23 protein-coding genes and 3 pseudogenes are annotated in these 26,332 nt (G+C 59.2%); 9 read left to right on the top strand and 17 right to left on the bottom strand.

Translation table 11 applies throughout. From position 1 onward, the window contains the following. Positions 1-39 precede the first annotated feature (39 nt). Positions 40-576, bottom strand: a complete 537-nt coding sequence (gene recX, locus I8E17_RS21895; protein WP_069614587.1) for a recombination regulator RecX — start codon at positions 574-576, stop codon at positions 40-42. Between the two features lie 259 nt (positions 577-835). Between recX and I8E17_RS21890 the strand changes: the two genes are divergently transcribed. Continuing rightward, positions 836-1,867: an aldo/keto reductase gene (locus I8E17_RS21890; RefSeq protein ID WP_069614742.1), complete on the top strand. Its 1,032-nt coding sequence runs from the start codon at positions 836-838 to the stop codon at positions 1,865-1,867. A gap of 59 nt (positions 1,868-1,926) precedes the next feature. On the opposite strand, the gene I8E17_RS21885 is transcribed toward I8E17_RS21890, so the two are convergent. After that, positions 1,927-2,961, bottom strand: coding sequence for an aldo/keto reductase (locus tag I8E17_RS21885; protein ID WP_069614588.1), 1,035 nt, complete (start codon positions 2,959-2,961; stop codon positions 1,927-1,929). Between the two features lie 94 nt (positions 2,962-3,055). Between I8E17_RS21885 and I8E17_RS21880 the strand changes: the two genes are divergently transcribed. Then, complete coding sequence (locus I8E17_RS21880; protein WP_069614589.1) at positions 3,056-3,958, top strand: LysR family transcriptional regulator; 903 nt, start codon at positions 3,056-3,058, stop codon at positions 3,956-3,958. 60 nt (positions 3,959-4,018) lie between these two features. Here the strand turns inward: I8E17_RS21880 and I8E17_RS21875 are convergent, their stop codons facing one another. From I8E17_RS21875 to I8E17_RS21835, 9 genes and pseudogenes are all read right to left on the bottom strand, one after another. Further along, positions 4,019-4,678 carry a peroxiredoxin gene (locus tag I8E17_RS21875; RefSeq protein WP_069614590.1) on the bottom strand — a complete coding sequence of 220 codons (660 nt, stop codon included), beginning with the start codon at positions 4,676-4,678 and terminating at the stop codon, positions 4,019-4,021. 108 nt (positions 4,679-4,786) lie between these two features. Continuing rightward, entirely contained in the window at positions 4,787-5,371 is a 585-nt protein-coding gene (locus I8E17_RS21870; RefSeq protein WP_069614743.1) for an alpha/beta hydrolase, read from the bottom strand. Between the two features lie 63 nt (positions 5,372-5,434). Beyond that, on the bottom strand, positions 5,435-5,605 hold the full coding sequence (locus I8E17_RS21865; RefSeq protein WP_162750890.1) for a hypothetical protein: 171 nt from the start codon (positions 5,603-5,605) through the stop codon (positions 5,435-5,437). A 59-nt stretch (positions 5,606-5,664) separates the two neighbouring features. Beyond that, complete coding sequence (gene msuE, locus I8E17_RS21860) at positions 5,665-6,225, bottom strand: FMN reductase (protein ID WP_219511619.1); 561 nt, start codon at positions 6,223-6,225, stop codon at positions 5,665-5,667. A 469-nt stretch (positions 6,226-6,694) separates the two neighbouring features. Then, a pseudogene (locus tag I8E17_RS21855) lies at positions 6,695-7,420 on the bottom strand (hydrolase); the annotation flags it as partial. A 40-nt stretch (positions 7,421-7,460) separates the two neighbouring features. After that, positions 7,461-7,655, bottom strand: a pseudogene (locus tag I8E17_RS21850) (RraA family protein); the annotation flags it as partial. A gap of 26 nt (positions 7,656-7,681) precedes the next feature. Beyond that, positions 7,682-8,467 carry an SDR family oxidoreductase gene (locus tag I8E17_RS21845; RefSeq protein WP_113366335.1) on the bottom strand — a complete coding sequence of 262 codons (786 nt, stop codon included), beginning with the start codon at positions 8,465-8,467 and terminating at the stop codon, positions 7,682-7,684. Between the two features lie 14 nt (positions 8,468-8,481). Then, positions 8,482-9,495 carry a zinc-binding alcohol dehydrogenase family protein gene (locus I8E17_RS21840; RefSeq protein ID WP_069614594.1) on the bottom strand — a complete coding sequence of 338 codons (1,014 nt, stop codon included), beginning with the start codon at positions 9,493-9,495 and terminating at the stop codon, positions 8,482-8,484. A gap of 65 nt (positions 9,496-9,560) precedes the next feature. Continuing rightward, positions 9,561-9,779, bottom strand: coding sequence for a hypothetical protein (locus I8E17_RS21835; protein WP_069614595.1), 219 nt, complete (start codon positions 9,777-9,779; stop codon positions 9,561-9,563). Between the two features lie 154 nt (positions 9,780-9,933). Here I8E17_RS21835 and I8E17_RS21830 point away from each other — a divergent pair, with 154 nt between their 5' ends. Next, on the top strand, positions 9,934-10,818 hold the full coding sequence (locus tag I8E17_RS21830; protein ID WP_113366320.1) for a GntR family transcriptional regulator: 885 nt from the start codon (positions 9,934-9,936) through the stop codon (positions 10,816-10,818). Positions 10,819-10,912: 94 nt separating this feature from the next. Here I8E17_RS21830 and I8E17_RS21825 read toward each other — a convergent pair whose 3' ends face one another. Next, positions 10,913-11,434 (bottom strand): invasion associated locus B family protein, encoded by a 522-nt coding sequence (locus I8E17_RS21825; protein WP_069614597.1) that lies wholly within the window; start codon positions 11,432-11,434, stop codon positions 10,913-10,915. A 401-nt stretch (positions 11,435-11,835) separates the two neighbouring features. On the opposite strand from I8E17_RS21825, the gene I8E17_RS21820 reads away from it, so the two are divergent. The 3 genes from I8E17_RS21820 to I8E17_RS21810 all read left to right on the top strand — a co-directional run bounded on the left by I8E17_RS21820 (position 11,836) and on the right by I8E17_RS21810 (position 14,971). Further along, positions 11,836-12,027: a hypothetical protein gene (locus tag I8E17_RS21820; RefSeq protein WP_069614598.1), complete on the top strand. Its 192-nt coding sequence runs from the start codon at positions 11,836-11,838 to the stop codon at positions 12,025-12,027. A 302-nt stretch (positions 12,028-12,329) separates the two neighbouring features. Then, positions 12,330-13,325: an ABC transporter substrate-binding protein gene (locus tag I8E17_RS21815; RefSeq protein WP_113366321.1), complete on the top strand. Its 996-nt coding sequence runs from the start codon at positions 12,330-12,332 to the stop codon at positions 13,323-13,325. Positions 13,326-13,534: 209 nt separating this feature from the next. Next, on the top strand, positions 13,535-14,971 hold the full coding sequence (locus I8E17_RS21810) for a family 16 glycosylhydrolase (RefSeq protein ID WP_069614600.1): 1,437 nt from the start codon (positions 13,535-13,537) through the stop codon (positions 14,969-14,971). 75 nt (positions 14,972-15,046) lie between these two features. Here the strand turns inward: I8E17_RS21810 and I8E17_RS21805 are convergent. From I8E17_RS21805 to htpG, 5 genes and pseudogenes are all read right to left on the bottom strand, one after another. Next, positions 15,047-15,384, bottom strand: a pseudogene (locus I8E17_RS21805) (GFA family protein). 109 nt (positions 15,385-15,493) lie between these two features. Further along, positions 15,494-16,804, bottom strand: a complete 1,311-nt coding sequence (locus I8E17_RS21800; RefSeq protein ID WP_069614601.1) for an HlyD family type I secretion periplasmic adaptor subunit — start codon at positions 16,802-16,804, stop codon at positions 15,494-15,496. Further along, a complete protein-coding gene (locus I8E17_RS21795; protein ID WP_069614602.1) occupies positions 16,801-18,540 on the bottom strand; it encodes a type I secretion system permease/ATPase in 1,740 nt (579 codons plus the stop codon). Before I8E17_RS21795 ends, I8E17_RS21800 begins: the two co-directional genes overlap by 4 nt. Positions 18,541-18,874: 334 nt before the next feature. After that, positions 18,875-19,648: a siderophore-interacting protein gene (locus tag I8E17_RS21790; protein ID WP_069614603.1), complete on the bottom strand. Its 774-nt coding sequence runs from the start codon at positions 19,646-19,648 to the stop codon at positions 18,875-18,877. A gap of 273 nt (positions 19,649-19,921) precedes the next feature. Further along, the gene (gene htpG / locus I8E17_RS21785; protein ID WP_069614604.1) at positions 19,922-21,811 is read right to left on the bottom strand and encodes a molecular chaperone HtpG; all 1,890 of its coding nucleotides are present in this window, start codon (positions 21,809-21,811) and stop codon (positions 19,922-19,924) included. A gap of 323 nt (positions 21,812-22,134) precedes the next feature. Here htpG and I8E17_RS21780 point away from each other — a divergent pair, with 323 nt between their 5' ends. From I8E17_RS21780 to I8E17_RS21770, 3 genes are all read left to right on the top strand, one after another. Then, positions 22,135-22,773, top strand: coding sequence for a hypothetical protein (locus I8E17_RS21780; RefSeq protein WP_069614605.1), 639 nt, complete (start codon positions 22,135-22,137; stop codon positions 22,771-22,773). Between the two features lie 205 nt (positions 22,774-22,978). Continuing rightward, positions 22,979-23,863: an AraC family transcriptional regulator gene (locus I8E17_RS21775; RefSeq protein WP_113366322.1), complete on the top strand. Its 885-nt coding sequence runs from the start codon at positions 22,979-22,981 to the stop codon at positions 23,861-23,863. A 168-nt stretch (positions 23,864-24,031) separates the two neighbouring features. Next, entirely contained in the window at positions 24,032-26,218 is a 2,187-nt protein-coding gene (locus I8E17_RS21770) for a TonB-dependent siderophore receptor (protein WP_069614607.1), read from the top strand. Positions 26,219-26,332 lie beyond the last annotated feature (114 nt).

The raw sequence follows: 26,332 nt of genomic DNA, 5'->3' as shown, positions 1-26,332 counted from the left end.
CTAGCGGGTGACCTCAGCTATTTCAATGAGCATCGATCTTCAGAATGCCGGGGCCGACAACAACAGTTCCTCGGCATCCTCTCGCTCCATCTCGAAGACCCTTTTGCCGACTGCGATGCTGAAACCGTTGCGGGCGAAGGCGGATAGTTCCTTTGCCTTGCGCTTCTCGTCGAGATCGCCGCGCCGGAACGGGCCGAAACCACGCTTCCTGGCAAAGATGACAGCGGAATGGATATCGTCGACCTCCTCCACCGCCGCAACGACCGTTTCGCCAGCAATGCCTTTGGACGAGAGCTTAAAGGCGATGGCTTTCTTCGATTTGCCGGAACGAACGGCCGAGCGCGTGCTGATCTCGGCGAAGGCGACGTCATCGAGCACCTTGAGTTCGTAGGCAAATTTGACCGCAAAGTCGGCAAGCGCCTTGATCTGTGCGTCGCTGATATCCTCGAACTTCTGCTTGGCTTTCTTGGTGATCACGTCGAACAGCTGCTTTTCCGTCATCATCCGGCGCTCGAGACGATAGATGGTGGAGTTGCGTGCCCAGGAAAGCATGCGGCTTGTCGGCGTTTCATCCATGAAGGGAAGCATTCGGCGAGAGAAGAATCATCACGGAGAATTTTACGCAAGCGCGGCCACTCAGGCAACGAATGCGCTTGGTAATCATGGGATGATTGGTTATGCTCATTTTGCGGCCAAGGCGGTAAAATGCCGAGCGTCGAACCCCATCGACGGTGGAGGCCGTCTCAAGCACCACATTGCTATGGATCACGGAGCCTGCGGCTTTCCCGACAGCTTTGCCGATCGGGTGCCGGCGCTCCGTTCAGAGGAGGCAGGAATGGATTATCGCAAGCTCGGTCCAAGCGGGGCCGTTGTCACGGCCTATTGCCTTGGCACCATGACTTTCGGCGCGGAAGCAGACGAGGCCGCATCACATAAACTTCTCGACGATTATTTCGCATGGGGCGGCAATTTCATCGACACCGCCGATGTCTATAGTGCAGGCAAGTCGGAAGAGATCATCGGACGCTGGCTGAAGGCTCGTCCGACGGAAGCGCGCCAGGCCGTGATTGCCACCAAGGGCCGCTTTCCGATGGGCAACGGTCCGAACGATCTCGGTCTGTCCCGCCGTCATCTGAACCAAGCGCTCGATGACTCCCTACGCCGACTGGGCATCGAGCATATCGATCTCTATCAGATGCATGCCTGGGACGCCTTGACGCCTATCGAAGAGACACTTCGCTTTCTTGATGATGCCGTACGTGCCGGCAAGATCGGCTATTATGGCTTCTCCAATTACGTAGGCTGGCATGTCGCCAAGGCTGTCGAGATCGCCAAGGCACAGGGCTATACGCGGCCGGTGACGCTGCAGCCGCAATACAATCTGCTTGTTCGCGATATCGAGCTTGAGATCGTCGATGCCTGCCTCGATGCCGGCATGGGCCTGCTTCCCTGGTCGCCGCTCGGCGGCGGCTGGCTGACTGGCAAATACAGGCGCGACGAAATGCCGACCGGCGCCACGCGGCTTGGCGAGAACCCCAACCGCGGCAGCGAATCCTTTGCCCCACGCAACGCACAGGAGCGCACCTGGGCAATCATTGCCGCTGTCGAGGAGATCGCGAAGGCGCGAGATGTGACCATGGCACAGGTAGCGCTTGCCTGGACGGCAGCACGCCCGGCGGTAACGTCAGTCATTCTCGGCGCTCGCACGCCCGAGCAGCTTGCCGACAATCTTGGCGCCGCCAAGCTGACGCTGTCGGAGGCGGAGATGGATCGACTGAACGAGGTCAGCGCGCCGCAACCCGCCGCCTATCCTTACGGCGAAAGCGGCCGGAACCAGCGCCATCGCAAGATCGAGGGTGGCCGTTAAGTGACATCCGGCGGCGAAGCATTTTCCTGCTTCGCCGCCGCTCGGGGTCGCCTGCCACGTCAAACGAGAGGCGGGTTCAGTCTGGCGAAGCCTTCCTGACGCCGATAGGGAAAATAGGGATAGGGCGCCGTCACCTCACTGACCTTATCCAGCCTTTCGATCTGCTCTTTCGACAGCGTCCAGCCGACCGCACCGAGATTCTGCCGCAGCTGCTCTTCGTTGCGCGCGCCGATGATCACGCTTGCGACCGTCGGCCGGGTCAGGAGCCAGTTGATCGCGATCTGCGGCACGCTCTTTCCGGTCTCGCCGGCGATCTCATCCAGTACATCGACGATATCGAACAGCCTCTCGTCATCAACAGGCGGGCCGAATGACGCGGTCTCATGCAAGCGGCTCTTTTCCGGCAATGGCTGGCCGCGGCGGATCTTGCCTGTCAGTCTGCCCCACGCCAACGGGCTCCAGACGAGGGCGCCGACATTCTGATCCGCAGCGAGTGGCATCAGCTCCCATTCGTAATCGCGACCGGCGAGCGAATAATAGACCTGATGGGCGACATGGCGGGCGTAGCCGTACTTGTCGGAGATCGCGAGCGATTTCATCAGTTCCCAGCCGGCGAAGTTGGACGCTCCGATGTAGCGGATCTTTCCTGCCTTCATGAGGCCATCAAGAGTGGAAAGCGTTTCCTCAAGCGGCGTCGAGGCATCGAAGGCGTGCAATTGCAAAAGATCGATGTAATCTGTCCCGAGCCGGCGCAAGGCAGCGTCGACCGATCTGATCAGGCGCGAACGCGAGCTGCCCCAATCGGCCGGTCCATCGCCCATCGGCAAAGCTGTCTTCGTCGAGATCAGCACGGCGTCCCGCCTGCCCCGGATCGCTTGACCCAGCACCTCCTCCGATGCGCCTGCCGAATAGACGTCTGCCGTATCGAAGAGATTGACGCCCGCCTCCAGGCAGATATCGACGAGCCGGCGCGCTTCCGCCGCATCCGTCGAGCCCCAGGCGCTGAAGAGTGGCCCGCTGCCTGCAAAGGTGCCGGCGCCGAAACTGAGAACCGGAACGCGTATGCCGGAAGCACCGAGATTTCTGTATTCCATGGTCTGTCTCCTATTGGTTCTTCAGACAGATAGACGCTCGGATGAAGATGATATAGATTGCCGGAAAGAAACTGATTTATGATTTTAATTCATCATGAGCCGCCAAGAGATCAATCGTTCCGGGGAAATGGAAGTCTTCGTGCGCGCCGTGGAACTCGGCGGCTTCACCGCGGCTGCCAGGGCCTGCCGCATGACGCCTTCAGCCGTCAGCAAGCTCGTCACGAGACTTGAAAAGCGCCTCGGTGCGCGTCTTATCCATCGCTCGACGCGACGGCTGCAGCTTACCCCAGAGGGATGTGCCTTCTTCGAACGTAGCGTCGCCATTCTTGCCGATATTGCCGAAGCCGAACGTCACGCATCGGCGGGAGAGCAGGTAGCCGGCCATATCCGCATCAACACCAGCGGCTCCTTCGGCAATCATGTGCTGGCTCCGCTCATTCCGGGCTTCATGGCGCTTCATCCTAATGTCTTGCTGGAGATCTTCCATACGGACCGGGTCATCGACCTGATGGAGGAGCGCGCCGACGTCGCCATCCGCGCCGGGCCGCTGAAGAGTTCCAGCCTCACGGCCCGCAAACTTGGAGCGACACGAAATATCATCGTCGCCTCGCCGGACTATCTACGCAGGCATGGAACGCCTCACTCCGCCGCGGAATTGGCAAAACATTGCCGCATCGGCTTTGCCTATTCCCGCTCGGTCGAAGGCTGGCCCTTGCTTGATAATGGCGAGGTTGCGACAATCCCCGCCGCACGTAGCCTGCAGGTGGGCGATGGAGAGGCTATGCGGCATCTGGCGCTTGCCGGTGCCGGCCTGGCGCGGCTTGCCGCCTTCACCGTCAAATCGGATATCGCGGCCGGGCGGTTAAAGCCCCTGCTGGAAGAGTTCAATTCCGGCGATATCGAGGAATTCCACGCCGTCTATATCGGCCAAGGCGGCCCCCTGCCAGCGCGCGTGCGGGCCTTGCTGGATTTTTTGCGCGAGAATGTTCACCTGTAAAAAGCGAAGCGGCCGTGAGGGCCGCATCGTATCAGCTAAAACTCTCAGTCACCACGCCGATCAGGCTGATGGCTGGCGGGTCTTGCGCAGATAGGGCAATACCGTGTCGAACGAGCCGAAGCGGGTGATGGCGTCTTCGTTGGAGACAGCGGCGGTGATGATGACATCTTCGCCCTGCTGCCAGTTTGCCGGGGTCGCCACCTGATGCTTGGATGTCAGCTGGATCGAGTCGATCGCGCGCAGGATTTCGCCGAAGTTGCGGCCTGTCGTCATCGGATAGGTGAGGATCAGCTTGATCTTCTTGTCGGGGCCGATGACGAAAACGGAACGGACCGTGGCATTGTCGGCCGGCGTGCGGCCTTCCGAGCTCTCGCCGGCACCTGCCGGCAGCATGTCATAGAGCTTGGCAACCTTCAGGTCCTTGTCGCCGATCAGCGGATAGTCGACATCGAAACCGGTCGCCGTCTTGATATCGTTCTTCCAGCGACCATGGCTCTCGACTGGATCGACCGAGATGCCGATGATCTTGACGCCGCGCTTGCGGAATTCGCCTTCCAGGCCAGCCATGGCGCCGAGTTCCGTCGTGCAGACCGGCGTGAAGTTCTTCGGATGCGAGAAGAGCACGGCCCAGCCATTACCGATCCAGTCATGGAACTTAATCTCGCCCTGCGTCGTCTCGGCCGTAAAATCCGGCGCGATGTCGTTGATGCGCAAACTCATTGTCTCACCTCCAAAACCTGCCCCGGCCCGCATTTGTGACGGCCAGGGAACGAGAAGAAAAATCCGCCGCACAATGGCGTCGAATGTCCGATATGAAAAGCCCTTCTTTTAAATGGATGCCGCGATTGCCGCTGAAAACCCGTGCAGCCTGCGATGCCTGCTACGCGCCTTCAGCATTTCAAGGAAGCCGTAACCGCTTGCCCAGCGCCCGAAACCGCTCGCTACATTGATATGCCCCGCAAGACCGATATTGCGGACGTCCGAATTCCAGAGCCGTGCGAACATGCCGAGCCGGTCGAGGCTCATATAGATGTCGTTCAGGCTCCCGACCGTCATGCTGGGAAATGGCAGCGTGTCGGTCGGCATGGTGCCGAAGGACAGATGACCGGCATGCAGGGCTTCCGTCACCGGAATATCACATGGCGCGACGAGCAGCGCGCCTTTGACCCTTCGCGCAGCTTCGCGGCCAGCCAGTCTCGCCGTCAACACGCAGCCCAGGCTGTGGGCGACGATATAGGCTTCACCGGCCTCTTCCAGCGCGGCTTCCAATTTCTCCATCCAACTGCCGAGATTGGGAAAGTCCCAGTCATCCTGCTCGACAAGCCGAACGTCGCGATGATCCTGCAGCCAATAGCGCTGCCAATGCCCCTCGCCCGAGCCGAAAAGGCCAGGCACAATCAGTACTCTGGTCATGTAAGCCTCACGAGAAAGATCGAACACAAAGCTTGCGACAGGACATCAAAAGCACATCTCCCTTCAATGCCAAGGCGCAGGGGATGTACACCAATAGTAGATCTCGTAGTCGCGCGCGGAGAGCTCTCGCTCGACGGACTCGGGCCGATCAACCGACTGGATGCGTCCATCCGCATCCCGCAACGTGCGCCCAGCGAAAATCGTCTTCAGGCGGCTAATGACATTCCATTTCATGTAACCCTCCATTTGGTTGATAGATCCGAGGCGGTCGAAGGCATTTGTCCATCAGCGGATCATTCGGCCGCAGCCAGCAACCTTACCGAATGCGGGAAGAAAGCCGAGAGCTCACCGACCACTTCATTGATCCGGTTGGCCAGCGGTTCCGAAGAGACCTTGTAGTCGGCAAAATCACGATCAGACGCATAGACAGCGGTTGGCAGGGTGTGTGCCATGAAGAAGCCGAAGAGCGGCCGCAGCTGATGTTCCACCATCAGCGCGTGCCTGTCTCCGCCGCCGGTCGCGGTGATGATGATCGGCTTGGCGCGCAGCTCGTGTGGATCGATAAGATCGATCAGATGCTTGAACAGCCCGGGATAGGATCCCTTGAACGTCGGCGAACCGATAATCAGCGCATCCGATGAGACGATATCGTCAATTACGCCTTTCGCCCGGTCGTCGAGCTCCTTGCGTAACTGAGCGGCGCCAAGGGACGCACCAACATCGTGCAGATCATAGACCTTGCTTGAGAAACCATATCGCTCGATTGCCAAATCCGCGACGGTCTGGACCAGCGCGTAGGTCTTCGACGGCCTGTTGAAGCTGCCGGCAATGCCGACGAGTTTGGGCGCACTCATTCTCATCCCTTCCGAAGATCGCATGCATTTTCGATAATGCAAATATTGTCCATTAAAATAGTAGATTAAAAGAAACAGCGATCTCGGAAGACATGGGAATTGGAAAATCTCTTTCTACGTTGGAGTCAGCTGGACAGGGCGCAAAATGCCACCCGGCTGAAGGATAGGACGACAAGCTTGCGTCTTTGAAAAGTGCCGCGTACGCCAAATGATGGCTGGAACGGGATGCGTTGTCCTGACGAAGCAGGCAGGAGGCGTTGCCGCAAAGAAGCGGTTCATTTCTTTCCCAGATTGTCGAAAAAGCCGGTTTCTCCGGTACACCGATAATGGGGCTGGGTCCGTCTTTTCAGTCGCGTGGCCAAGGCTCGTCTTGCGACGGATGTTGGTCTGCGCCGCTCTAAAGAAACTCAATCAAAAAACAGATGATCTTCTTCTATCAGATAAGGCCTCGCCTTTTCCGCATTCGGCGTCACCCCAGGCCAGGAGCATTCCAGATCGCGATGTGACCGCCTACGACCAAGGGCGCCGGCAGACATGCCGGCCCGATCGGCTCAAAAGACTTGTAGGTCAGGATGAACTCCTGATGGCCGAGGCTTTCCGACTTTGTCGGTTTGCCGCCGGCGACGTCCTGCAGAAGCGTGACGATTTCCCGGCCGACCTCATCAAGACTTGCTCGTCCCTCGAGGATACGGCCAGCATCGACATCCATGTCTTCCTCCAGCCGGCGATAGGTATCCGGATTGGCGCAGATCTTGATCACCGGCGAGATTGCCGAGCCTGAGACCGAGCCGCGGCCGGTGACAAAGAACACCATGTGACAGCCGGACGCTATCATCTCGACAATTTCGGCATTCTCGGAAATATTCGGGAAGCCGAACCGCACTTCGCCGTCAGGCACCACGTCCATCAGATAAAGACCGCCGCGCGGCGGAATATCACCGGGCTTGATCAGGCCGGAGATCGGCGATGCCCCCGACTTGGCGTAGGCGCCCATCGATTTCTCTTCGATCGTCGTCAGCCCGCCATCGGCATTGCCCGGTGCAAAGCTGCCGCAGCCGAGTGTGGCATAGTAGCGTGCCGCCTTGGCAACCGCCGCACGAAGCTCTTCGGCAAGTTCGGGCGTGACCGCGCGATCGGCCATGATCTCCTCGCAGCCAATGAGCTCACCGGTTTCCTCGAAAATGCAGGTAGCACCGGCCAGCGAGCGGGCCAAAAGAGCCCTTCCCGTCCGAGAAGACATCGGCCTCAAGCACCGGCATTGCGCGGCCGGCGATTTTCATGTCGTCGCGCAAAGGCTTGATGCCGGCGGGCAGGAACTGTCGACAATGGCCGAGCGTATCAAGAATATCGCCGACGACAGCGGTAAAGAGCTCGGCCTTCAACACGCGGAACAGATCGGCATCGGTTGAACAGGTTGCTGTGGTATCCATCGGGAACCCCTTCCTGATTGCAATTTCTAGAAGCCGATGACGGCGCCGCCGTCTACGATGATGGTCTGCCCGGTAATATAGCCGGCGGCAGGCGATGCGAGAAAAGCGCATGTCCAGCCGATTTCCTCGGCTGAGCCGAGGCGGTTCATCTGGATGCGGCCCATGATTTTGGCGCGGCGAGCCGGGTCGTTGGCCGTAGCCTTTTGAAACAGGTCCGTATCGATCCAGCCGGACGCCACGGCATTGACACGGATACCTCGGCCGGCGAATTCGGCCGAAAGCCCGCGCACGGCACCCGTCAGCGCCGTCTTCGCCGTCGTATAGCCCATCACCAACGGCTGGCCGATGAAGGATGTCATGGACGCTGTGAAGAGAACGCAGCCGCTTCCTCTCGCGATCTGACCAGGCAGAAATTGCCGGGTCAGTTCCAGCGCGCCGCGAACATGGACGTCCATGACTTCGTCAAAGTCGGCAATATCGGATTCCTCGAACGGCTTCTTCACCGTATTCCCGGCATTGTTGACGACGATATCGACCGGGCCGTGCGTCTCCTCGACACCGGTCGCGAAAGTTTTGATCGAAGCAATATCACGAAGATCGAGCTGTGCGGCTTTCGCCAGCGAGCCAATCGACGCCGCAGCATCCTCAAGGAGATCCGACCTGCGGCCAGCCAGCACCACCTCAGCGCCGGAGGCGGCGAGGCAACGCGCGATCGCAAGGCCCAGTCCGCTGCCTCCGCCGGTCACCAGCGCGCGCTGCCCGTCCAGCCGGAACGCACCATGCCAGTCGGGAAGCGCTGTTGGAGATTTCATGGATGCTTGCGTATTCATCTTTCGACAATGACCTTCAAAACGTCACGGTTCTTGTCCCAAAAGGGCAATGCACCTTCGGCCTCGGCGAAGGGTATGATCTTGGAAATGAGCGAGGCGGCGCGGTCGCCGATCGTCTCCAGATAAGCGATCACCGCATCGAAATCGGACCTCGTCGCGTTGCGCGACCCCATGATATCCAACTCCTTGAGATTGAACATTTGTGTCTGATAGGTAACGGGAGCCTTGGCGTAGCCGACATAGACGACGCGCCCGCAAAAGCCGGCAAGATCGATCGCCTGGCGAAAGGTTTCCGGAAGACCGACCGCCTCGAAGGCCACATCGACGCCCTGATCATCAGTCAATTCGACAATGCGCGCACCGACATCTTCCGTGCCGGCATCGATTGCGTGGCGCGCTCCGAAGCGTTGTGCCAGCGCGGTCTTTTCCGGACTGAGATCGACGGCAATCACCTCGGCTCCGCGCGCAACGGCTCCGATGACCACACCCATGCCAATCATGCCGCAGCCCAGCACGACGATGCGATCACTCGACGAAACGCGGCCGCGCGCCACCGCATGGAAGCCGACCGACAGCGGCTCGACCAAAGCAAGAAAGCGAGGATCGAGCGTGTCGTTCAGAATCACCTTCTCCGCGGGAAGAACGATCTCTTCGGCAAGCCCGCCATCCTGCTGGACGCCAAGCGTGCGGTTGTAGCGACAAGCATTCACGCGACCCTTGCGGCAGGAAGAGCAAGTACCGCAACTGGTATAGGGAAGAACGATGACGCGCCGCCCTGGTTGAAAGGCGGACGAAACGCCCGCCCCTGTCTCGATGATCTCGCCACCGATTTCGTGCCCTGGGATGCGCGGCAGCTCCACCAGCGGGTTGAGGCCTCGAAACGTGTTGAGATCACTCCCGCAGATGCCGACATGGCGGACGGCGATACGGACATCGCCTTCTCCGAGCTGCGGGCGGGCGACATCGGTGAAACGGCTGACACCTTCATTTTCGATCAACAGGGCTTTCATGTGACAATACCTTTCCGGTTTGGGGGTGTGAACCGGACGCTTGTGCCCGGTTCGCTGAAAACAGATCAGTTCAGGGTGGCTATATCGGCCGGCAGGTCGACGCCATAGGCGCCGGCGATTGTCTTCAGCGTCGCCGAGCCGCTGGTCCGTGCGATCGCACGGAACGTGCCCAGCACAAACCCCACGATAGTTGCCGCCACCGAAGGCGCAATCGTCAGCCAGACGCCTTCCGCAAACTGATCCCAATAGGGAAGCAGGCCCTCGAAATCAAAAGTGTAGCTCATGCGACGCCATCTTCCCGGCAGCGCCAATGAGCAACGAGATATGCTGGTCTCATTCCCGAGCTATCCTCCTTAGCTTGAGGCGGAATCTACACGGTTGAGGCGATCGATTTAAAGTGGTATTTTTTGTTTAAAAAACCAACGAAACCAAATCGGCATGCGTTCTGAAAACCTCTTCAAGCGGCAGTTCAACGAGTTCCTGCGCCACGTACAATCGGTCGGTCACGGCCACCCTCTTGGCTCGGAACGCGAGATCGGCCGAACCCTCGGCACCAGCACAACGACGGTCCGCAAGTGCCTGGCGGCCGCGATGGAGAGCGGCCTTCTATCCAGGGACAGGATAGTGCTGCGGCTGGCAGAACCATCCGAGCTCTATGCCGAAGCGGAGACCATCCCGCCGACATTGATCGTCGAGCGCGCCTTCCTGACCTGGATACTCCAATCCGATAGCGGTCCCGGCCAGGCAATCAATGCGCTTCAGCTCGCGCGGCAATTCGGCGTATCGACGACGACGATCCGCGAGTTTCTGCAGAGCTTCCGGCATTTTGGCCTGATGGAGCGCGAAGCCGGCGGCAAATGGGTCTTCCGCGGCATGACCCTGGAATTCGCCAACGAGCTTTCCGATATCCGCGAAATTTTCGAAATGCGGTCCGTCATGCGCTTTGCGGAACTCGATGACGGCGACCCGAGCTGGAATGCGCTGCGCAGACTGCGCACCGAGCATCTCAAGCTGCTGGAGACGATCGAGACCGATTATCACCGGTTCTCGCTCCTTGACGAGCAATTGCATCGCTTGATCAACAGCGCTTCCAGCAATCGCTTCGTCACCGAATTCTACCACGTCATCTCGCTGATTTTCTTCTACCATTATCAATGGAACAAGAAAGACGAGCGCATTCGCAACGAAGCGGCTCTCTATCAGCATCTGGCTTATATCGATGCGATTCTCTCAAGGGACCAAAGGAAAATTAGCCAGACCTGCACGGCACATCTAAGCGAGGCGCGGCGGACATTGCTTGCAAGCATTAGCCGGGAAACTTGACATCGGAATTCGAGCATACCGCCGGAGCGAAGGAAATGCGTGCGGTTGGCGGCACGGCCAATCGCACGGACAACCCTGCCCGAAATCCGACTTGCTACTGAAGGGTCAAGCCCGACCTGATGTGGGCTCTTGCTGCGTAGGGATCGACAATGGAGAGCGCGCGGCTGAGAGCCTCGGCAAATCCATTGAGCGAAATGACGCAGCTCACATCGCGACCCGTATCGGTCGCCGCCAGCATCACGCGGAGGCTACGCCGTCGCCGCAGGTTGGCAATCACGGGTGCATCGAGCTTCAGCTCGACCGGACAGCCGGGCGAAGAAGCCGCACCGAGCGGCTGAGCCAGACCCAAAGCAGCTTCGTCACCGCGCGGCAACCGCCCGCTCCGCAGATGCAGCCCCAGCGGCAGCGCCAGTATACCCCTCAGGCTTCCGCCGTCGGGAGTAAGTTCGATCGAAAGCACTGGCGCGTTTGTCTGCAGATCATACAGCGTATAGGAAATCGCATAATGTGGCCGCGCTTGATCGGCAGTTCCCTGATTGACGATGGTAAGCGTCCAGTCGCCGTAACGCTCCTGCAATGTGCCTGAACCGGCGGCGATGGTAGTCCGGCCAGCCATCACAATCCTCCGCTCGGTGGATTTGCCGATATGGGCAAGCGCCTATCGGCACGCCTTATGAGCGCGAACAACGCCATCCCATTCATCTCCTCTCCCCGCAACATTATGCGCCCCACCTTACCTCTCGGCCCTCAAAACCCGAGGTTATTTCGATAACAATAGCGTCAATTTTACGCCATTGCATCATAGAATTTATGTAGCGATAAGAATTACACTTCCATCACGTTCAATTTCCATAACCGGCGTCAGCATTAGTACGGTATTTTTGTAGATTAGACATAGAATTTATGATTCAAAAATATCTCTTTTAATTGTATTATTAATTGTTACTTCAATATCACTTATATTGAAAATAGAGATTACAGACAAAACAGGTTTGAACGATATTGAAAAAGCCGCTCATGAACGGAGCGAGGCTGGCCGGCGGTCATTTGAATGACGGCTCCCAGAAAGGACGCGTTGACAATCTCTCTCGCCGCCCCGGTGACGGCAGGATCATCGGCAGCGGCTTTTCCGGCGAAATGCTGGCCGCTAACGATCCCGGCGGCAACGTCAGCAGCCTCGGCTCCGGTCCGTTCTGGCAGATATTGTGAAGCTGATACCGAGCAGGTTGACGGCGTGATGCTCTCAAGGGTAGCGCGCCAGCGGTAGTTAGGCCGGAACCGGCTATTTTGCCGGCGGCAAGGAGACGTAAAGAATGAGGCCAACCATGTTACGATCAGGCCTTTTAGCGCGAAAACCTCGGCACGGACGCGCCCGGACGGCTTTGACTGTCCGGATTTGCCTCTGCGTGGCCGTTGCGCTACCGGGGCATCGCAAGAGCGAAGGAAAAGATCAACGGCTTCACCCGCGACATTCCTTCGACAACAGCAACATCAGGACCTGGAGGTCTTACATGAAGAAGCCTATAGCTGCCGCCGTCTTCGCTGCGGCACTTTATACCTTTGCCGGCACCGCGCATGCCGATTGCGGTTCGGTCTCCATCGCCGAAATGAACTGGGCGTCGGCCGGCGTTGCGGCAAATGTCGACAAGATCATCCTCCAGGAAGGCTATGGCTGCTCGGTCGAACTCCTCACGGGCGACACGTTGCCGACATTTACTTCGATGAACGAGAAGGGCCAACCGGACATTGCGCCGGAACTTTGGATCAATGCGGTTCGCACGCCGCTGGATCAGGCGGTTTCCGAGGGACGGTTGGTCATCGCTGCCGGCATTCTTTCCGATGGCGGCCAGGATGGCTGGTGGATTCCGAAATTCCTCGCCAACGCCCATCCCGATATCAAGACCGTCCAGCAGGCGCTGGAGCAACCGGAACTTTTCCCCGCGCCGGACGATCCGAAAAAGGGCGTCATCTACAATTGCCCGCCCGGCTGGCAATGCCAGGCGTCGCTCGGCAATCTCTTCCGGGCGCTCGATGGCGAGAAGAAGGGCTTTGAAATCGTCGAGACCGGCTCTGCCGCCGCTCTTGACGGCACCATCGCCAATGCCTTCGAAAAGAGGACGGGCTGGCTTGGCTATTATTGGTCGCCGACTGCTATCCTCGGTAAGTATCCAATGGTGCGCCTTTCCTTCGGCGTACCCCACGACAAGGCCGAATGGGACGCATGCACCTCGGTCATCGATTGCGCCAATCCAAAGGTCAATTCCTATCCCGTCTCGGAAGTCTACACCGTCGTCACCAAGAAGTTTGCCGATCACGCCGGCGTCGCGATGGACTATCTGAAGAAACGGAAATGGACGAACGATCTCGTCAACAGCATTCTTGCATGGCAGACGGACAATCAGGGCACCAACGAAGACACCGCCCGATACTTCCTGAAAAACCATGAAGACATCTGGACGACATGGGTAAGCCCGGATGTCGCTGCCAAGGTAAAGGCCGCGCTCTAAATTCTGGCTTCGGGGACGCGGTGAACCACTGCGTCCCGACCTCATAGCCATGAGCGCGAATGCTCCAGCCCGCACTTTTGGACAGCTTGGCGAAAAAACTTGCCGTCGGGGGTGGGCAGAAAAACAATGCACGCTATTTGATGCATATGAGCGGGGAGAAATATTAGCTCGATGGAGGAGGTCGTCCGGCACGAAGGAAGAGGATTCTCATGCCCAATTCAGTTTTGAATGCCCTTGGACAGCCACTTTACTATAGCGATACGTCGACAGGGTTCTTTTCCGCCACCGGCTCTGGCCCCGTGCTTTACGGCACTGCCGGCAACGATTCCATGTGGGGTGACGCCTCCGTCAATGTGACGATGATGGGCGGCACCGGCGACGATATCTACTATCTCTATTCCAGCATCAATCACGCCTATGAGGCATCCAACGCCGGCGTGGATACCATCAATACCTGGATGGATTATACGCTGCCCGAAAATTTCGAAAATCTCACGGTCACGGGCAATAATCGCCATGCCTACGGCAATGACGCCGACAACATCATCACCGGCGGCAGCGGCAGCCAGACCATCGATGGCGGTGCCGGCAACGACGTGCTGACGGGCGGCGGCGGCGCCGATACTTTCATCATCAGCAAGGGCAACGGCAGCGATCTCATCACCGATTTCAGCGATGACGACAAGGTCAGGCTCAATCAGTATGGCCTGACGTCGTTCGATCAGGTCGTCAGCCATTCCACGCAGGAAGGTGCCAACATCCGGCTCGATCTCGGCAATGGCGAAAGCCTGGTCTTCGCCAACAAGACCATCTCCGACCTGCATGAAGACCAGTTTCAGCTCGGGCTCGACAGATCGTCGCTCACTCAGACTTTTTCGGACGATTTCAATACGCTTTCGCTGCATGAGGGGACGCAGGGCACCTGGGATGCGAAATATTCCTGGGCGCCCGACAAAGGCAGCAGCCTGAATGATGAACTGCAGTGGTACATCAATCCTTCTTATGCACCGACCGCATCCGCCAACCCCTTTTCCGTCTCTGACGGCATTCTGACGATTACGGCGAAACAGACGCCGGACGCGCTGAAATCGATCGTCGAGAACCATGATTATACTTCAGGCATTCTGACCACTCACTCGACCTTCTCGCAGACCTACGGCTATTTCGAGATGCGGGCGGAGATGCCGCATAACCAGGGCGTCTGGCCCGCTTTCTGGCTGCTGCCGGAGGATGGTTCATGGCCACCGGAACTCGACGTGGTGGAAATGCGCGGACAAAACCCGACCACCGTCAATGTGACGGTTCATTCGAATGCCACCGGCGAGCACACGAAGACCTCTATTCCAGTGGAAGTGCCAAGCACCGATGGCTTCCACAATTACGGCGTGCTCTGGGACAAGGATCAGATCGTCTGGTATTTCGACGACGTTGCCGTTGCCCATGCCGATACGCCGGCCGATATGCACGGGCCGATGTACATGCTGGTCGATCTCGCCGTCGGCGGCGTGGCAGGTACGCCGACGGACGGTCTCCCGAATGGGTCGGAGATGAAGATCGACTATATCAAAGCCTATTCCCTGGATGATCATGCCGCCCAGCTTGCCGCTTCGACGCAATCCGCCCACACGACGGACTGGCACATCTGACCGCATCGAACGATCAGTGCGTCAAAACAGGTGCTTCGGACGGATTGATCCGGCCGAAACCAACCGTCATCGGAGCTATTCCTCGAAGCGGCTGGTACTCTCGCGATCGCGTGCGTATCGCTTCTCGAGCGGAAAAGGCGGCAACCACGATTCGCGGCGGATGGTCCATAGATCGTAAGTGGGCTTTAGCTGGTCGGGAGCATCCATGGAGCCCAGATTTATCTCGATTTCATCCCCGGTGCGCGAAAAAACGGACGAGCCGCAGCGGGGACAGAAGAAGCGCCCTGCATAATCCCGTGCTTCGCCGTCGATCTTGACCGACTGCTCGGGGAATATCGAGACAATGGCAAAGGCCGACCCGATGCCACAAATCGGACCTCGCCGCATAGGCAACCGCCCTTGTATCGATCCATGCTACCCTCCTCAAAAATCAGGCGATGAAGCTCTTGCATCGACCGCTGCGCAATTGATCGCTGCAAGCAATTGCGCTCCCGCACATCACAAGCCGATGCACCTATATGCCTAATCCTCTTTGAACGCCCGCCTGATCTGGTCGGTCATCGGCTTTGTCAGATAGGCAAGAACGCTTCGTTGGCCCGTTTGCAGAAAGGCCTCCACAGGCATGCCGGGCAGCGGCGTAAGCTGCCCCAGCCGATCCCATTCCGGCTTCGCCACCTTTGCTCGCACGACATAATAGCTTTGGCCCGAACGCTGATCCGTCGCCAGATCCGCGGAAATGGTATCGACCTGCCCGCTCAATTCCGGCGTGATCTGCTGATTGAACGCAGGAAAACGCAGGGATACCGCCTGCCCTACCGTAATCTGATCGATATCCTGGGGCGCGAGTTTCAGCTCTGCCACCAGCGCGTCCTTGTCCGGAACGATCTGCAGGATCGCCTCTGCCGGCGAAATGACGGCCCCTTCGGCATGGACGCTTAGCTGGTCGACGATCCCCGCCTGCGGCGCCTTGATATCGATCCGCTTCAGATCGTCCTCGGCGGCGATAAGGCGTTCGGCAAACTGGCCGCTATCGCTTTCCGCCTGGCGCAATTGCTCGGATACTTCCGAACTGCGGTCGGCATCGATCTGCAGGATTTGCAGCTCGGTTTCCGCAATCTTGCCTTTGGTCTGGGCGACGGACGAGACGAGGTTTCCGAGATCGCCGTTCAGCGATGCGCTTTCCCGCTGCAACGAGTAGACCTTCGTCGCCGAAATGATGCCCTGATCGAGCAGGCCTTGGAGGCTGCCGAGCTCCTTGGCGATGAGCGCGATTTCCCGCCGCTTGCCCTCTTCCTGGGCGACGAGACCGTCAATCTCCTGCCTGAGCTGCTGAATGCGCTCGTGAAGCTGCGATTTCTGCCCGTCGCGCGATATCTGGCGATCGCGAAAGAGCCGACGCTCGCCTGCCAGGATAGCTGCCACATCAGCATCTTCGGCAAACGAGAGCAGATCGGCCGGAAAGTCGATATCCTGCCGGCCGTCGCGCTCCGCTGCCAGACGCGCCGTGCGGGCAGAAAGTTCGTTGAGCCGTTTGCGGATGATCGAGAGGTTGGCTCTGGTCTGGGTGTCGTCCAGCCGGACGAGCACCTGGCCGGCGGCGACATGATCGCCATTCTTCACCAGGATCGCACGGGCGATCCCGCCCTTCAAATGCTTTACCGGCTTTACATAGCTGTCGACGACAAGCGTGCCGGAGGTGACGACCGCGCCGGAAATCTTCGTTGCGGCGGCAAGGCCGCCCATGACGCCGAACAACACCAGAATGGCGGCTATCACCAACAGCGACAGGCGGCGGATCATTCGTTCGTTCGATGACGAGGCCTTGCCGATCATCCGTGTGTCTCCCCACCGGCGATGGTCAGATGCGTCGTTCCGAGCTGCTTGGGCGACGGACCGAGGATGTCCTTCTTTGGCCCGAATGCCTGGACCTGGCCGCCGGCAACGATCATGACCGTATCGGCGGCGGCAAGAGCGCTTGGCCGGTGGGCAATGACGATCGCAATGCCACCCCTCTCCTTCACGCGTGCAAGCGCCGCCGTCAGTGCCGCTTCGCCTTCCGCATCCAGATTGGAATTCGGCTCGTCGAGAAGCACCAGAAAGGGATCGCCGTAAAGCGCCCTCGCCAGGGCGATACGCTGCCTTTGCCCGGCCGAAAGGCGCGATCCGCCTTCGCCGATCTTGGTATCGAAGCCATCCGGGAGTTTGACGATCATGTCGTAGACACCCGCCGCTTTCGCCGCCGCAATGATCGACTCGGTTCGCGTGTCCTCGGCAAAACGCGAAATATTCTCGGCGATCGTGCCGTCGAAGAGGTCCACATCCTGCGGCAGATAGCCGATATGCTGCCCAAGCTCATCGGTATCCCATTGCGAAAGAGCGGCGCGATCGAGCCGCACGGAGCCGATTGCAACCGGCCACAAGCCGGCAATTGCACGTGCCAGCGAAGACTTGCCCGATGCGCTCGGGCCGATGACGCCGAGTATGGTTCCCGCCGATATCTTGAACGAGACATTGCGCAGGATGAGATCGCGGCTGCCGGGCGACGTCACGGTGATATTCTCGACGCTGAGTTCCCGCGATGGTCCGGGCAAGGCGAAAGCCTGCTTCTCGGGCGGCGCGGCGTCGAGGAGCGCGGCAAGCCGCGTCCAGCCCTGGCGTGCAGCCACAAAACCCTTCCATTGGCCGATCGCAAGCTCGACGGGCGCCAGCGCCCGCGTCACCAGGATCGAGCTGGCAATGATGATACCTCCCGTCGCTTCCTGGCGAATGACGAGGATCGCGCCGACGGCAAGGACACCGGATTGCAGCATCATGCGTGCAATCTTGGCGGCGATGGTCAGCGCGCCGACACGGGTGCTCGCTATCGCCTGGTGACTGAGATAATCCTCATTCATGACAGCCCATTTATCGGTGAGGCGGCTGGAAAACCCCATGGCAATGGCAGCCTCCCAGTTCCGCCGCGCAGCCTGAGCAAAGCCGAGGCGTGCTGCCGAAGACTTGGCCGCCTCCAGCGCCGGGCGACGCGACAGCATTTCGGCAGCCACGGTAATGCCGACGAGCAACAAGGCGCCGCAAAAAGCCGTAAAGCCGATCCAGAAGTGGAACAGAAAGCAAAGGATCAGATAGAACGGCACCCATGGCAGATCGAAAAGCGCCGCCGAACCGCTACCGGAAAGGAAGGAGCGGATCTGCTCGAGATCACGCACCGATTGCAGCCCATCGTCCGACGTCTGTTTTTTGCTCGGCAGGAACAGAAGCGCGCCGAAGACCTTCCTGTTTAAACGCTCGTCGAGCGACATGCCGATGCGCACAAGCAGCATGGAGCGCAGTAATTCGATTACGCCCTGAAAAAGATAGAGGGTCACGACGATGATGACGAGACCGGACAGCGTCGGCAGGCTATGGCTCGGAATGACCCGATCATAGACCTGCAGCATGAAGAAGGAGCCGGTCAGCGCCAGCACATTGATGGCCGCGCTCGCCAGAGCGATGCCGATGAAGGCCTTGCGAAGCGCCGACAACATCAATGCGACGAATGTCTGCGGCGGGTCTTTCGGGACGGCAAGCACCTTGCGTCGATCCTCAACATTGGCCGTCGCGTACGGCAGGGATTTACATGACGCCCAAAGCACCGCCTCCCGCTCGGTGCATGGACCTGCAAAGCGATCGCCTATGGCTTTGCCACCATTCCCGCTTCAAGCATAACCTTCGGCGATCCCTTGCAATTTAGGAAGTCGAAATCTATCCAGAATGCAGTTTCGGTGAACCCAACCTTATCGCGGAACGCCTTGTCCACTTGCGGGACAATTGCGCCATGAAATGGGGCAGCAGCCTGTTCCGGCAAGATGCCTGACCTATCATATTAGGATGAGCGGGCGGCATCTTGCCGCCTGCGTCCCGCGTTCAATCGAATTTCTCCGTCGCGTCCGCCTTGCCCTTGACCCAATAGCCGGACGCCTTGATCCAGCTCAGCGGATAGCCGCGGTCTTCGACGAGGTAGGTGCGCAAAGCGCGCGTGACGGAGGCTTCGGCGGCGATCCAGACGAACGTGCCGGGCACCACATCGATCGACTGCAATATCTTCAGAAGCGAGGACGGATCCGCCGCGTCCGAAAGAGGCCGATATGCCCAACGCATATCCAGCTGCGCATCGGTTTGAAATGACTGATGTTCATGAGCATCGGCAACCGCGGCTATCGCCGTTATATGCGTTCCCGCACGTGCCTCCTCAATCCGGCGGCCGATGGCCGGCAGCGCCGTCTCGTCGCCGATGAGCAGCCAGTTCTCGATATCTGCGGACACAACGGCCGAGCCGCGGGGACCGCCGATCTCCAGCCTGTCGCCGACGCGAGCGTCGAGCGCCCATTGCGTGGCAGGGCCCGCCTCATGGACGGCAAAATCGAGGACGAGTGTCCGCGCGTCTGTGTCGTATTGGCGAGGCGTATAGTCACGCCGCTCCATCTCTTCGCCGGCGCCCGGAACCATCACCTTGATGTGGTCGTCGGGCGCAAGGCTTACAAAATCGGCGAGATCTTCGCCGGCCAGCCGAATGCGCAGCATGCCGGGCGTGATCCTGTCGATGGCCGTTACAGTCAGAGTGCGCCGCTTCAGTTCATGGCGCACGCGCTCGATCTTCGGAGTGGAGATGGCCGGGTTGGAATTATGGGGGGTATCCATTGGTGTCCTTTCGAGGCGCCTCGATTCTCGATCCGCAGGACACAGTCGCGCAGACCGAAGCCGCAGAGCCGTTCGATCATACGCGTTGAGTGACGTTAACGCTTACGTGGCCAAGCGATCCGGCCAGTGTGCATGTCTTCTATAAAAGAGGACGTTTCCTCGCGCAATGAAAAGATGATAATTTTAGAAAAGTTTTTGCATCAAACGCTCACGCGGACGCAAGCTCTGCCGAGCAGGTCGGCACAGCCTTTTAGAGCCGTGCCGACCGATTGATTACTGCAGTGCCTTTTCCATCAAACGCGCCAGCCGCTCGGCAAAAGCACGCGGATCGGCAGGCTTGTCGCCGTCCAGAACCCGAGCCTGATCGAGCAGCAGGAAAGCCGCATCGTCACGCAGGGACGGCGCATCCGCCTTGGCGGCAATCGCCTTGACGACCGGGTGATCCATATTGATCTCAAGGATCGGCTTGGCGCCAGACTGCAGGCGGCCGGCGCCCTGCAGGATCTTTTCAAGCTGGCGGTCATAGCCCTGCTCGGAGGCGACGAGGCAAACGGCGCTTTCGATCAGACGATCGGATGCACGGACATCGGAGACCTCATCGGCCAGCTTCTGCTTAGCATAGTCGAGGAAGGCCTGGACTTCGGCGGGCGCGCTTTCGCTTTCCGGCTTGTCTTCGTCCTGCTTCTTGAATTGGGCGAGATCAGCAGAGCCTTGCGTGATTGACTTGAAGCTCTTGCCCTCAAATTCCGGAGCATTGGTCACCCAGAAGCTGTCGACGGAATCGGTCAGCAGCAGGACTTCGATGCCGCGGGCACGGAAGCCCTCAAGCTGCGGCGACGCCTTCAGCTGCTCGAGGCTGCCGCCGACGAGATAGTAGATCGACTGCTGGCCCTCCTTGGCATCCTTGATGTAGTCGGCAAGCGAGCGATAGCCGTCGCCCGAAGTGGTGGTGCGGAAGCGCGAAAGCGCCAGAAGCTGAGAACGACGCTCGAAGTCCTCGTAGAGGCCTTCCTTGATGAGGCTGCCAAAATTCTCCCAGATCTTCAGAAAGGCGTCGTGATCGCTCTCCGCCTGCTTCTCGATCGCCGTGATGATGCGATTGGTCACGCCCTTGCGGATCGCCGTCAGGATCGGGCTTTCCTGGATCATCTCGCGCGAGACGTTGAGCGGCAGGTCCGACGTGTCGACGAGGCCGCGCACGAAGCGGAGATAGCGCGGCAGCAATTCGGCTTCATCGGTGATGAAGACGCGCTTCACATAGAGCTTCATGCGGCCCTTGCGGTCCGGATCGAAAAGATCGAAGGGCTGCGAGCCCGGCACGAAGGCAAGCGCCGAATATTCATGGCGACCCTCGGCGCGGAAATGCACCGTCAGCGCCGGCTCGTCATACTGACCGGAAACGCCGCGATAGAAATCGGTATATTCCTCGGCCGTAATGTCGTTCTTCGATTTCGTCCAGAGCGCGGTGCCGTCGGTCAGCTGCGTCGCTTCCTCGCCGGGCTTTTCGGCGATCTTGATCGGCACCGGCACATGACCGGACTGTTCCTTGACGATGCGCTCGACGCTCCAGCGCGAGGCATAGCTCTTGGCATCTTCCATCAGATGCAGCGTGATGCGGGTGCCGCGCGCCGGCGCCTCGCTGACGTCAACAGGCGCAACGCTGTAGCCGCCCTTTCCATCGGAAGACCAGAGCCAGGCATCCTCCGCACCGGCGCGGCGCGAGATGACGTCGACGCGGTCGGCCACCATGAAGCAGGAATAGAAGCCGACCCCGAACTGGCCGATGAGCTGCGCACCCTCGCCTTGCTTGTTGGCCTCGATACGCTCCATGAAGGCGCGCGTGCCCGAGCGGGCAATTGTGCCGAGCGCCTCGATCATCTCGTCGCGGCTCATGCCGATGCCGTTATCCTCGACGACGAGCTTGCCGCCATCGGCATCGAGCGTCAGCAGGATGCGGCTGTCGGGATCATTGGCAAGCAGGCCGGGATGGGCAATCGCTTCGTAGCGCAGCTTCTCGCAGGCATCGGCCGCGTTCGAGATCAGCTCGCGCAGGAAGACATCCTTGTCCGAATAAACCGAGTGAACCATCATATGCAGAAGGCGGGCAACGTCGGCCTCGAAAACGTGGCTCTCGGCGGTATTTTCTGCGGTGGTGGTCGTCATAAGCGTCTAGTCTCCTGGGAATAAAAAAGTCGCGCCGCACAGGTGGCGGAAGACGAGGGAAATTTCAAGCTTGCGTTGTCCCACAGAGCTCAAAACGAGCGAATAGGCCCGCTTTCGCGTGCAGAAGCGTTCACGCGACGCTTCTGTCACAAGCTTATCACGCAGGATTGACATCAGTGCGGCCCGACTGCGGCACGGCGCCGCAGTGGCTGCCATAAATTTGGCAGAGGCGAGACCAAGATCGAAAGGGTCGCATCGATCGGCGCTCCAAGCCATTCAAGCGGGAGCCGATCCGACATGCTCTCAACGCAAAGGAGATCATCGTGCTAACCCTCCGCAATGCATTTCTCATCAGCGCCGGCCTTATCATAGCCACAGGATTGGCGAGCCAGGCTGTCGCTCAGCAGAAGATTGAGCAATCCGCCAATACGCACCAAATGACAGTTCGCCTGCCGGACGGCTCGCTGGAATTGATCCGCTACAGCGGCGCTCAGCCACCGACGATTACCTTCCGGGACGATCCGGCGTCGATGGCGGGCTTTTCTCCATTCGACGACATCTCGCCCTTCGCCGACATAGAGCGTATCTCGGCTGCCATGGATCGCGAGGCCGCAGCCCTGATGAATGATCCCCGTCTTTTCGCGCCGTGGCCGGATGGCTCGGATAATCTCATGAAGATCGATCTGTCGAAGCTCCCCGCAGGCGTGAAAGGATATACGGTCATCTCGACGACATCGGGCAAGGGCACCTGCACGCAAACCGTGGAGTATTTCAGCTCCGGCAGCGGCAAGCCTCGGGTCGAGAAAACGAGCTCCGGAAGCTGCGGCCCGGCTCAGAGCCCGGCTACCCGGCCGGCACATGCCATTGCGCCCCAGCCATCTCCCAGCCATCAGCCGTCCAACGTGATCCAGGCTTCGTTTCAGCCCGATACAAAAACGGTGAGATTGGCAGGTCTGTTCTAGGATACAGAACCTAAGTCAGCAGTATCGATCTCAAAGGCGGGATGCTCGAAAGGGCATCCCGTTTGCATTTGGAGACGCGGGTAGAGATCTTTTTGCATGGCAACCGCCCTCGCGACCATGCGGATTGCTATCCGGGCAGTGTTGTTATAATAACTTGAGTTTAATTTGAAGGATTAATGCGCAGAAGCGACGCCGGAAGCAGCAAATGACGTTTCAGCCAAGAATGCAGAACAAGATCGGAGGCTTTTCAGTCATCGGCGGTATGCATCGCCGCCACTGGAACGGCATGGTTGCCGACATCTGGAACGTTAATTGCGCGGCGCAGGCCGGCGGGTACTATGTCGCGAGAGACCCGCGGCTTTTCATCCTGTTGGAGCAGCGCGGCTCGGGCACGACCAATGTTCGCCCGTCGCCAAGCGCACAAGGCCGGCTACAGAATTACCATAGCGGACGCATCTCCTACATTCCCGCTGGCATGGAGCTCTGGGTCGACATGGCAGGCGTCGAGTTCGTCCGCCACCTCGATATTCATTTCGACGCCGAGATCATCAGCCAGCGCCTGATGCAACATATCGACCCGGCGCGGCTCGACCGTCCGCAGCTGCATTTCAACGACCCGCGCATGATGGCGCTTGCCGAGCTGATCGCGGCCGAGTGTGAAAACCCGGAGCCGCTGCACGATCTCTATGGCGACGGCCTGACACTTTCGTTGGTGATCAATGTGCTGCAACTGCGCGGCACCCGGCCGCGCAAGCGCAGCGGTCTCGCTACCTGGCAGCTGCGGCGCGCGGTCGACTATATCGAAGAGAATTGCACGCGCGCCATCCGGCTGGAAGAACTGGCTGAACTGACCGGCCTCTCGCAGTCGCATTTCAGCCACGCCTTCAAGGCGTCGACGGGTCTGCCGCCGCATCAATGGCAAACGCAGGCCAGACTCGAAAAGGCCAAGCATCTGCTCCTGAACAGCGAGATGCCGCTGACAACCGTTGCCGTCGAAACCGGCTTTGCCGATCAGGCGCATTTCACCCGCGTCTTCCGCAAGAATGTCGGCGCTGCGCCTGCCAGCTGGAAGCGCAGCAGGCTTGCCTGAAAACCACAGCCCGCGAGCAATTGTACGTCTTGCGGAGAATTGCCCAAAAACATTCAATTTCCCCCGGGACAGACAAGCCGCGCCTGTAAATATGAGTTAACTGCTCACCTTATCGAGGGATCGGCCACCGGGCTGAGCGGGCGCAAGAATTCGGGACAATTGACGGAAATGCAGGGATTGAAGCAGGACGTATCACGAGTGCGGCTCATGGCGACGGGCGCAGCCATTATCGCGCTGCTGGCGGGCTCCAAGGTCATGGCACAGGAAACGCCGACGGAGTTGCAGCCTTTGGTTATTCAGGGTGCGCAACAGAAGAGTGAAGACAACGGTACCGCGCCGGTCAAGGGCTATGTCGCCAGGAAGACCACGGCAGGCTCCAAATCCGACACGCCAATCACCGAGGTACCGCAATCGGTCTCCGTCATCGGCCAGCAGGAAATGCAGGATCGCGGCATTACCAACAAGGTGGATGAGGTTCTGCGTTATACGCCCGGCGTCACCGCGCAGCCCTTCGGCAATGATGGCGATACCGACTGGTTCTACATTCGCGGCTTCGACGCGACGCAGAGCGGCGTCTTCATGAATGGGCTGACGCTCTATAGCTACGGCTTCGGTGGCTTCCAGATCGATCCCTATATGCTCGAGCGCGTCGAAGTGCTGAAGGGGCCTTCCTCCGTGCTTTATGGCGGCGCCAATCCGGGCGGCCTCGTCAACATGGTTCGCAAGGAGCCAACGGACACTCCTCAATATTCGACCGAGATCGGCATCAACAATCTCGGCAATGCCTTCTTCGGCTTCGACTTTTCCGACAAGCTTTCGGCCGACGGCGTCTATCGCTACCGCCTGACCGGCAAGATCGCCGGCGGCGACACCTATAGCGATGGCACCCACGACCTGCGCGGCTTCATCATGCCGCAGGTCACCATCTCACCCGATGAGTCCACAAAGCTGACCGTCTTCGGCATGCTGAGCGGCCTGGATGAAATCCATAGCGGCAACGGCTTCTTCCCCTATGTCGGCACCGTTGTCGATGCGCCCTTCGGTAAGATCAAGCGCGATGCCTTCTATGGCGAGCGAAGCATCGACAATCTCAAATATGCCCAGCAGATGCTGGGCTACGAATTCTCGCACGATTTCGACGGCGGCTGGACCGTGTCACAGAACGCGCGTTACGGCCATCTCTACAAGCGCGAGGAAGGCCCCTATCTGAACGGCTATGTCGACGGCAATCCGCTCAGCCCTGGTTATGACGACCCCAACTACATGCTGAACCGCATCGGCTTCTTCGAGCGCTCGAAGGTCGATACGTTCTCCGTCGATACGCGCGCGGAAAACAAGTTTGACACCGGCCCGATCAGTCATGATTTCCTGATCGGCACGGACTATTCGATCTACCGCCTCGACCAGATCCAGGCGTGCTGTGGCTCCAATCCGATCAGCGCCACCAACCCTGTCTATGGCACGCCGCAGGGGAGCAACTTCGTCTACCTCAATCAGGTCATGACGCAGCAGCAACTCGGTATCTACACGCAGGACCAGATACGCTTCGGCGAGGGCTGGCTGGTCACGCTCAACGGCCGTTACGACTTCGTCGACACCAATTCCGACTCGAAGGTCGGCACAAGTTACAAGTCGAACGCATCAGCGCCAAGCGGCCGTGCGGGCCTCGCCTACGAGTTTTCCAACGGCATCACGCCCTATGTCAGCGCCGGCACCTTCTTCAATCCTCTGATCGGCACCAGTGTCAGCGGCGGCGGCCTGACCCCGGAAAAGGGCGAGCAATACGAGGCCGGCATCAAGTATGAGCCCGACTTCATCGACGGCCTGTTCACGGCGTCCATCTTCCAGATTAACCGCAAGAACATGGCGCTGACCGATCCGGTCACCTTCCTGCAGCGCCAGGTCGGCGAGGTCCGCTCGCGCGGTGTGGAATTTGAAGGCAAGGTCAATCTGGATGATAATTGGAAGCTCCTCGGCTCCTATTCCTACACGGATCTGACGATCACCAAGGACCTAGACTCCTCCATCATCGGCAACTCGCCCTATCTGGTGCCGAATTCCACCGCATCCCTCTGGCTCGACTATGCCTTCACGAGCGATGCGCTCGAAGGGCTCAGCATCGGCGCCGGCGTGCGCTACCAGGGCAAGTCCTGGGCAGACCAGGCCAATACGCTGCGCGTACCCTCGGCAACGCTCGTCGATGCGGGCATTCGCTACGAGAAGAAGGGCTGGGGTGCGGCGCTCAACGTCTCGAACCTGTTCGACAAGGAATATGTCTCGGGTTGCGCCGGCGAGAATGTCTGCGGCTACGGCGAAGCGAGAACCATCACCTTCAAGCTCAGCAAGAAGTGGTAAGTTGAGAATTAAGGTATACTTTTATTTTCGATCATGGCAAGGAACCGGGGATTGCCGCAAGGCAATCCTCGAACTCGTTTCAAACCGAAGGCAACGCTTACGCATGACGACGCA

This window comes from Rhizobium sp. AB2/73 (genome assembly GCF_020871915.1).
Classification (GTDB): Bacteria; Pseudomonadota; Alphaproteobacteria; order Rhizobiales; family Rhizobiaceae; genus Rhizobium; species Rhizobium dioscoreae.
This window is presented reverse-complemented; position numbering and strand designations above follow the sequence as displayed.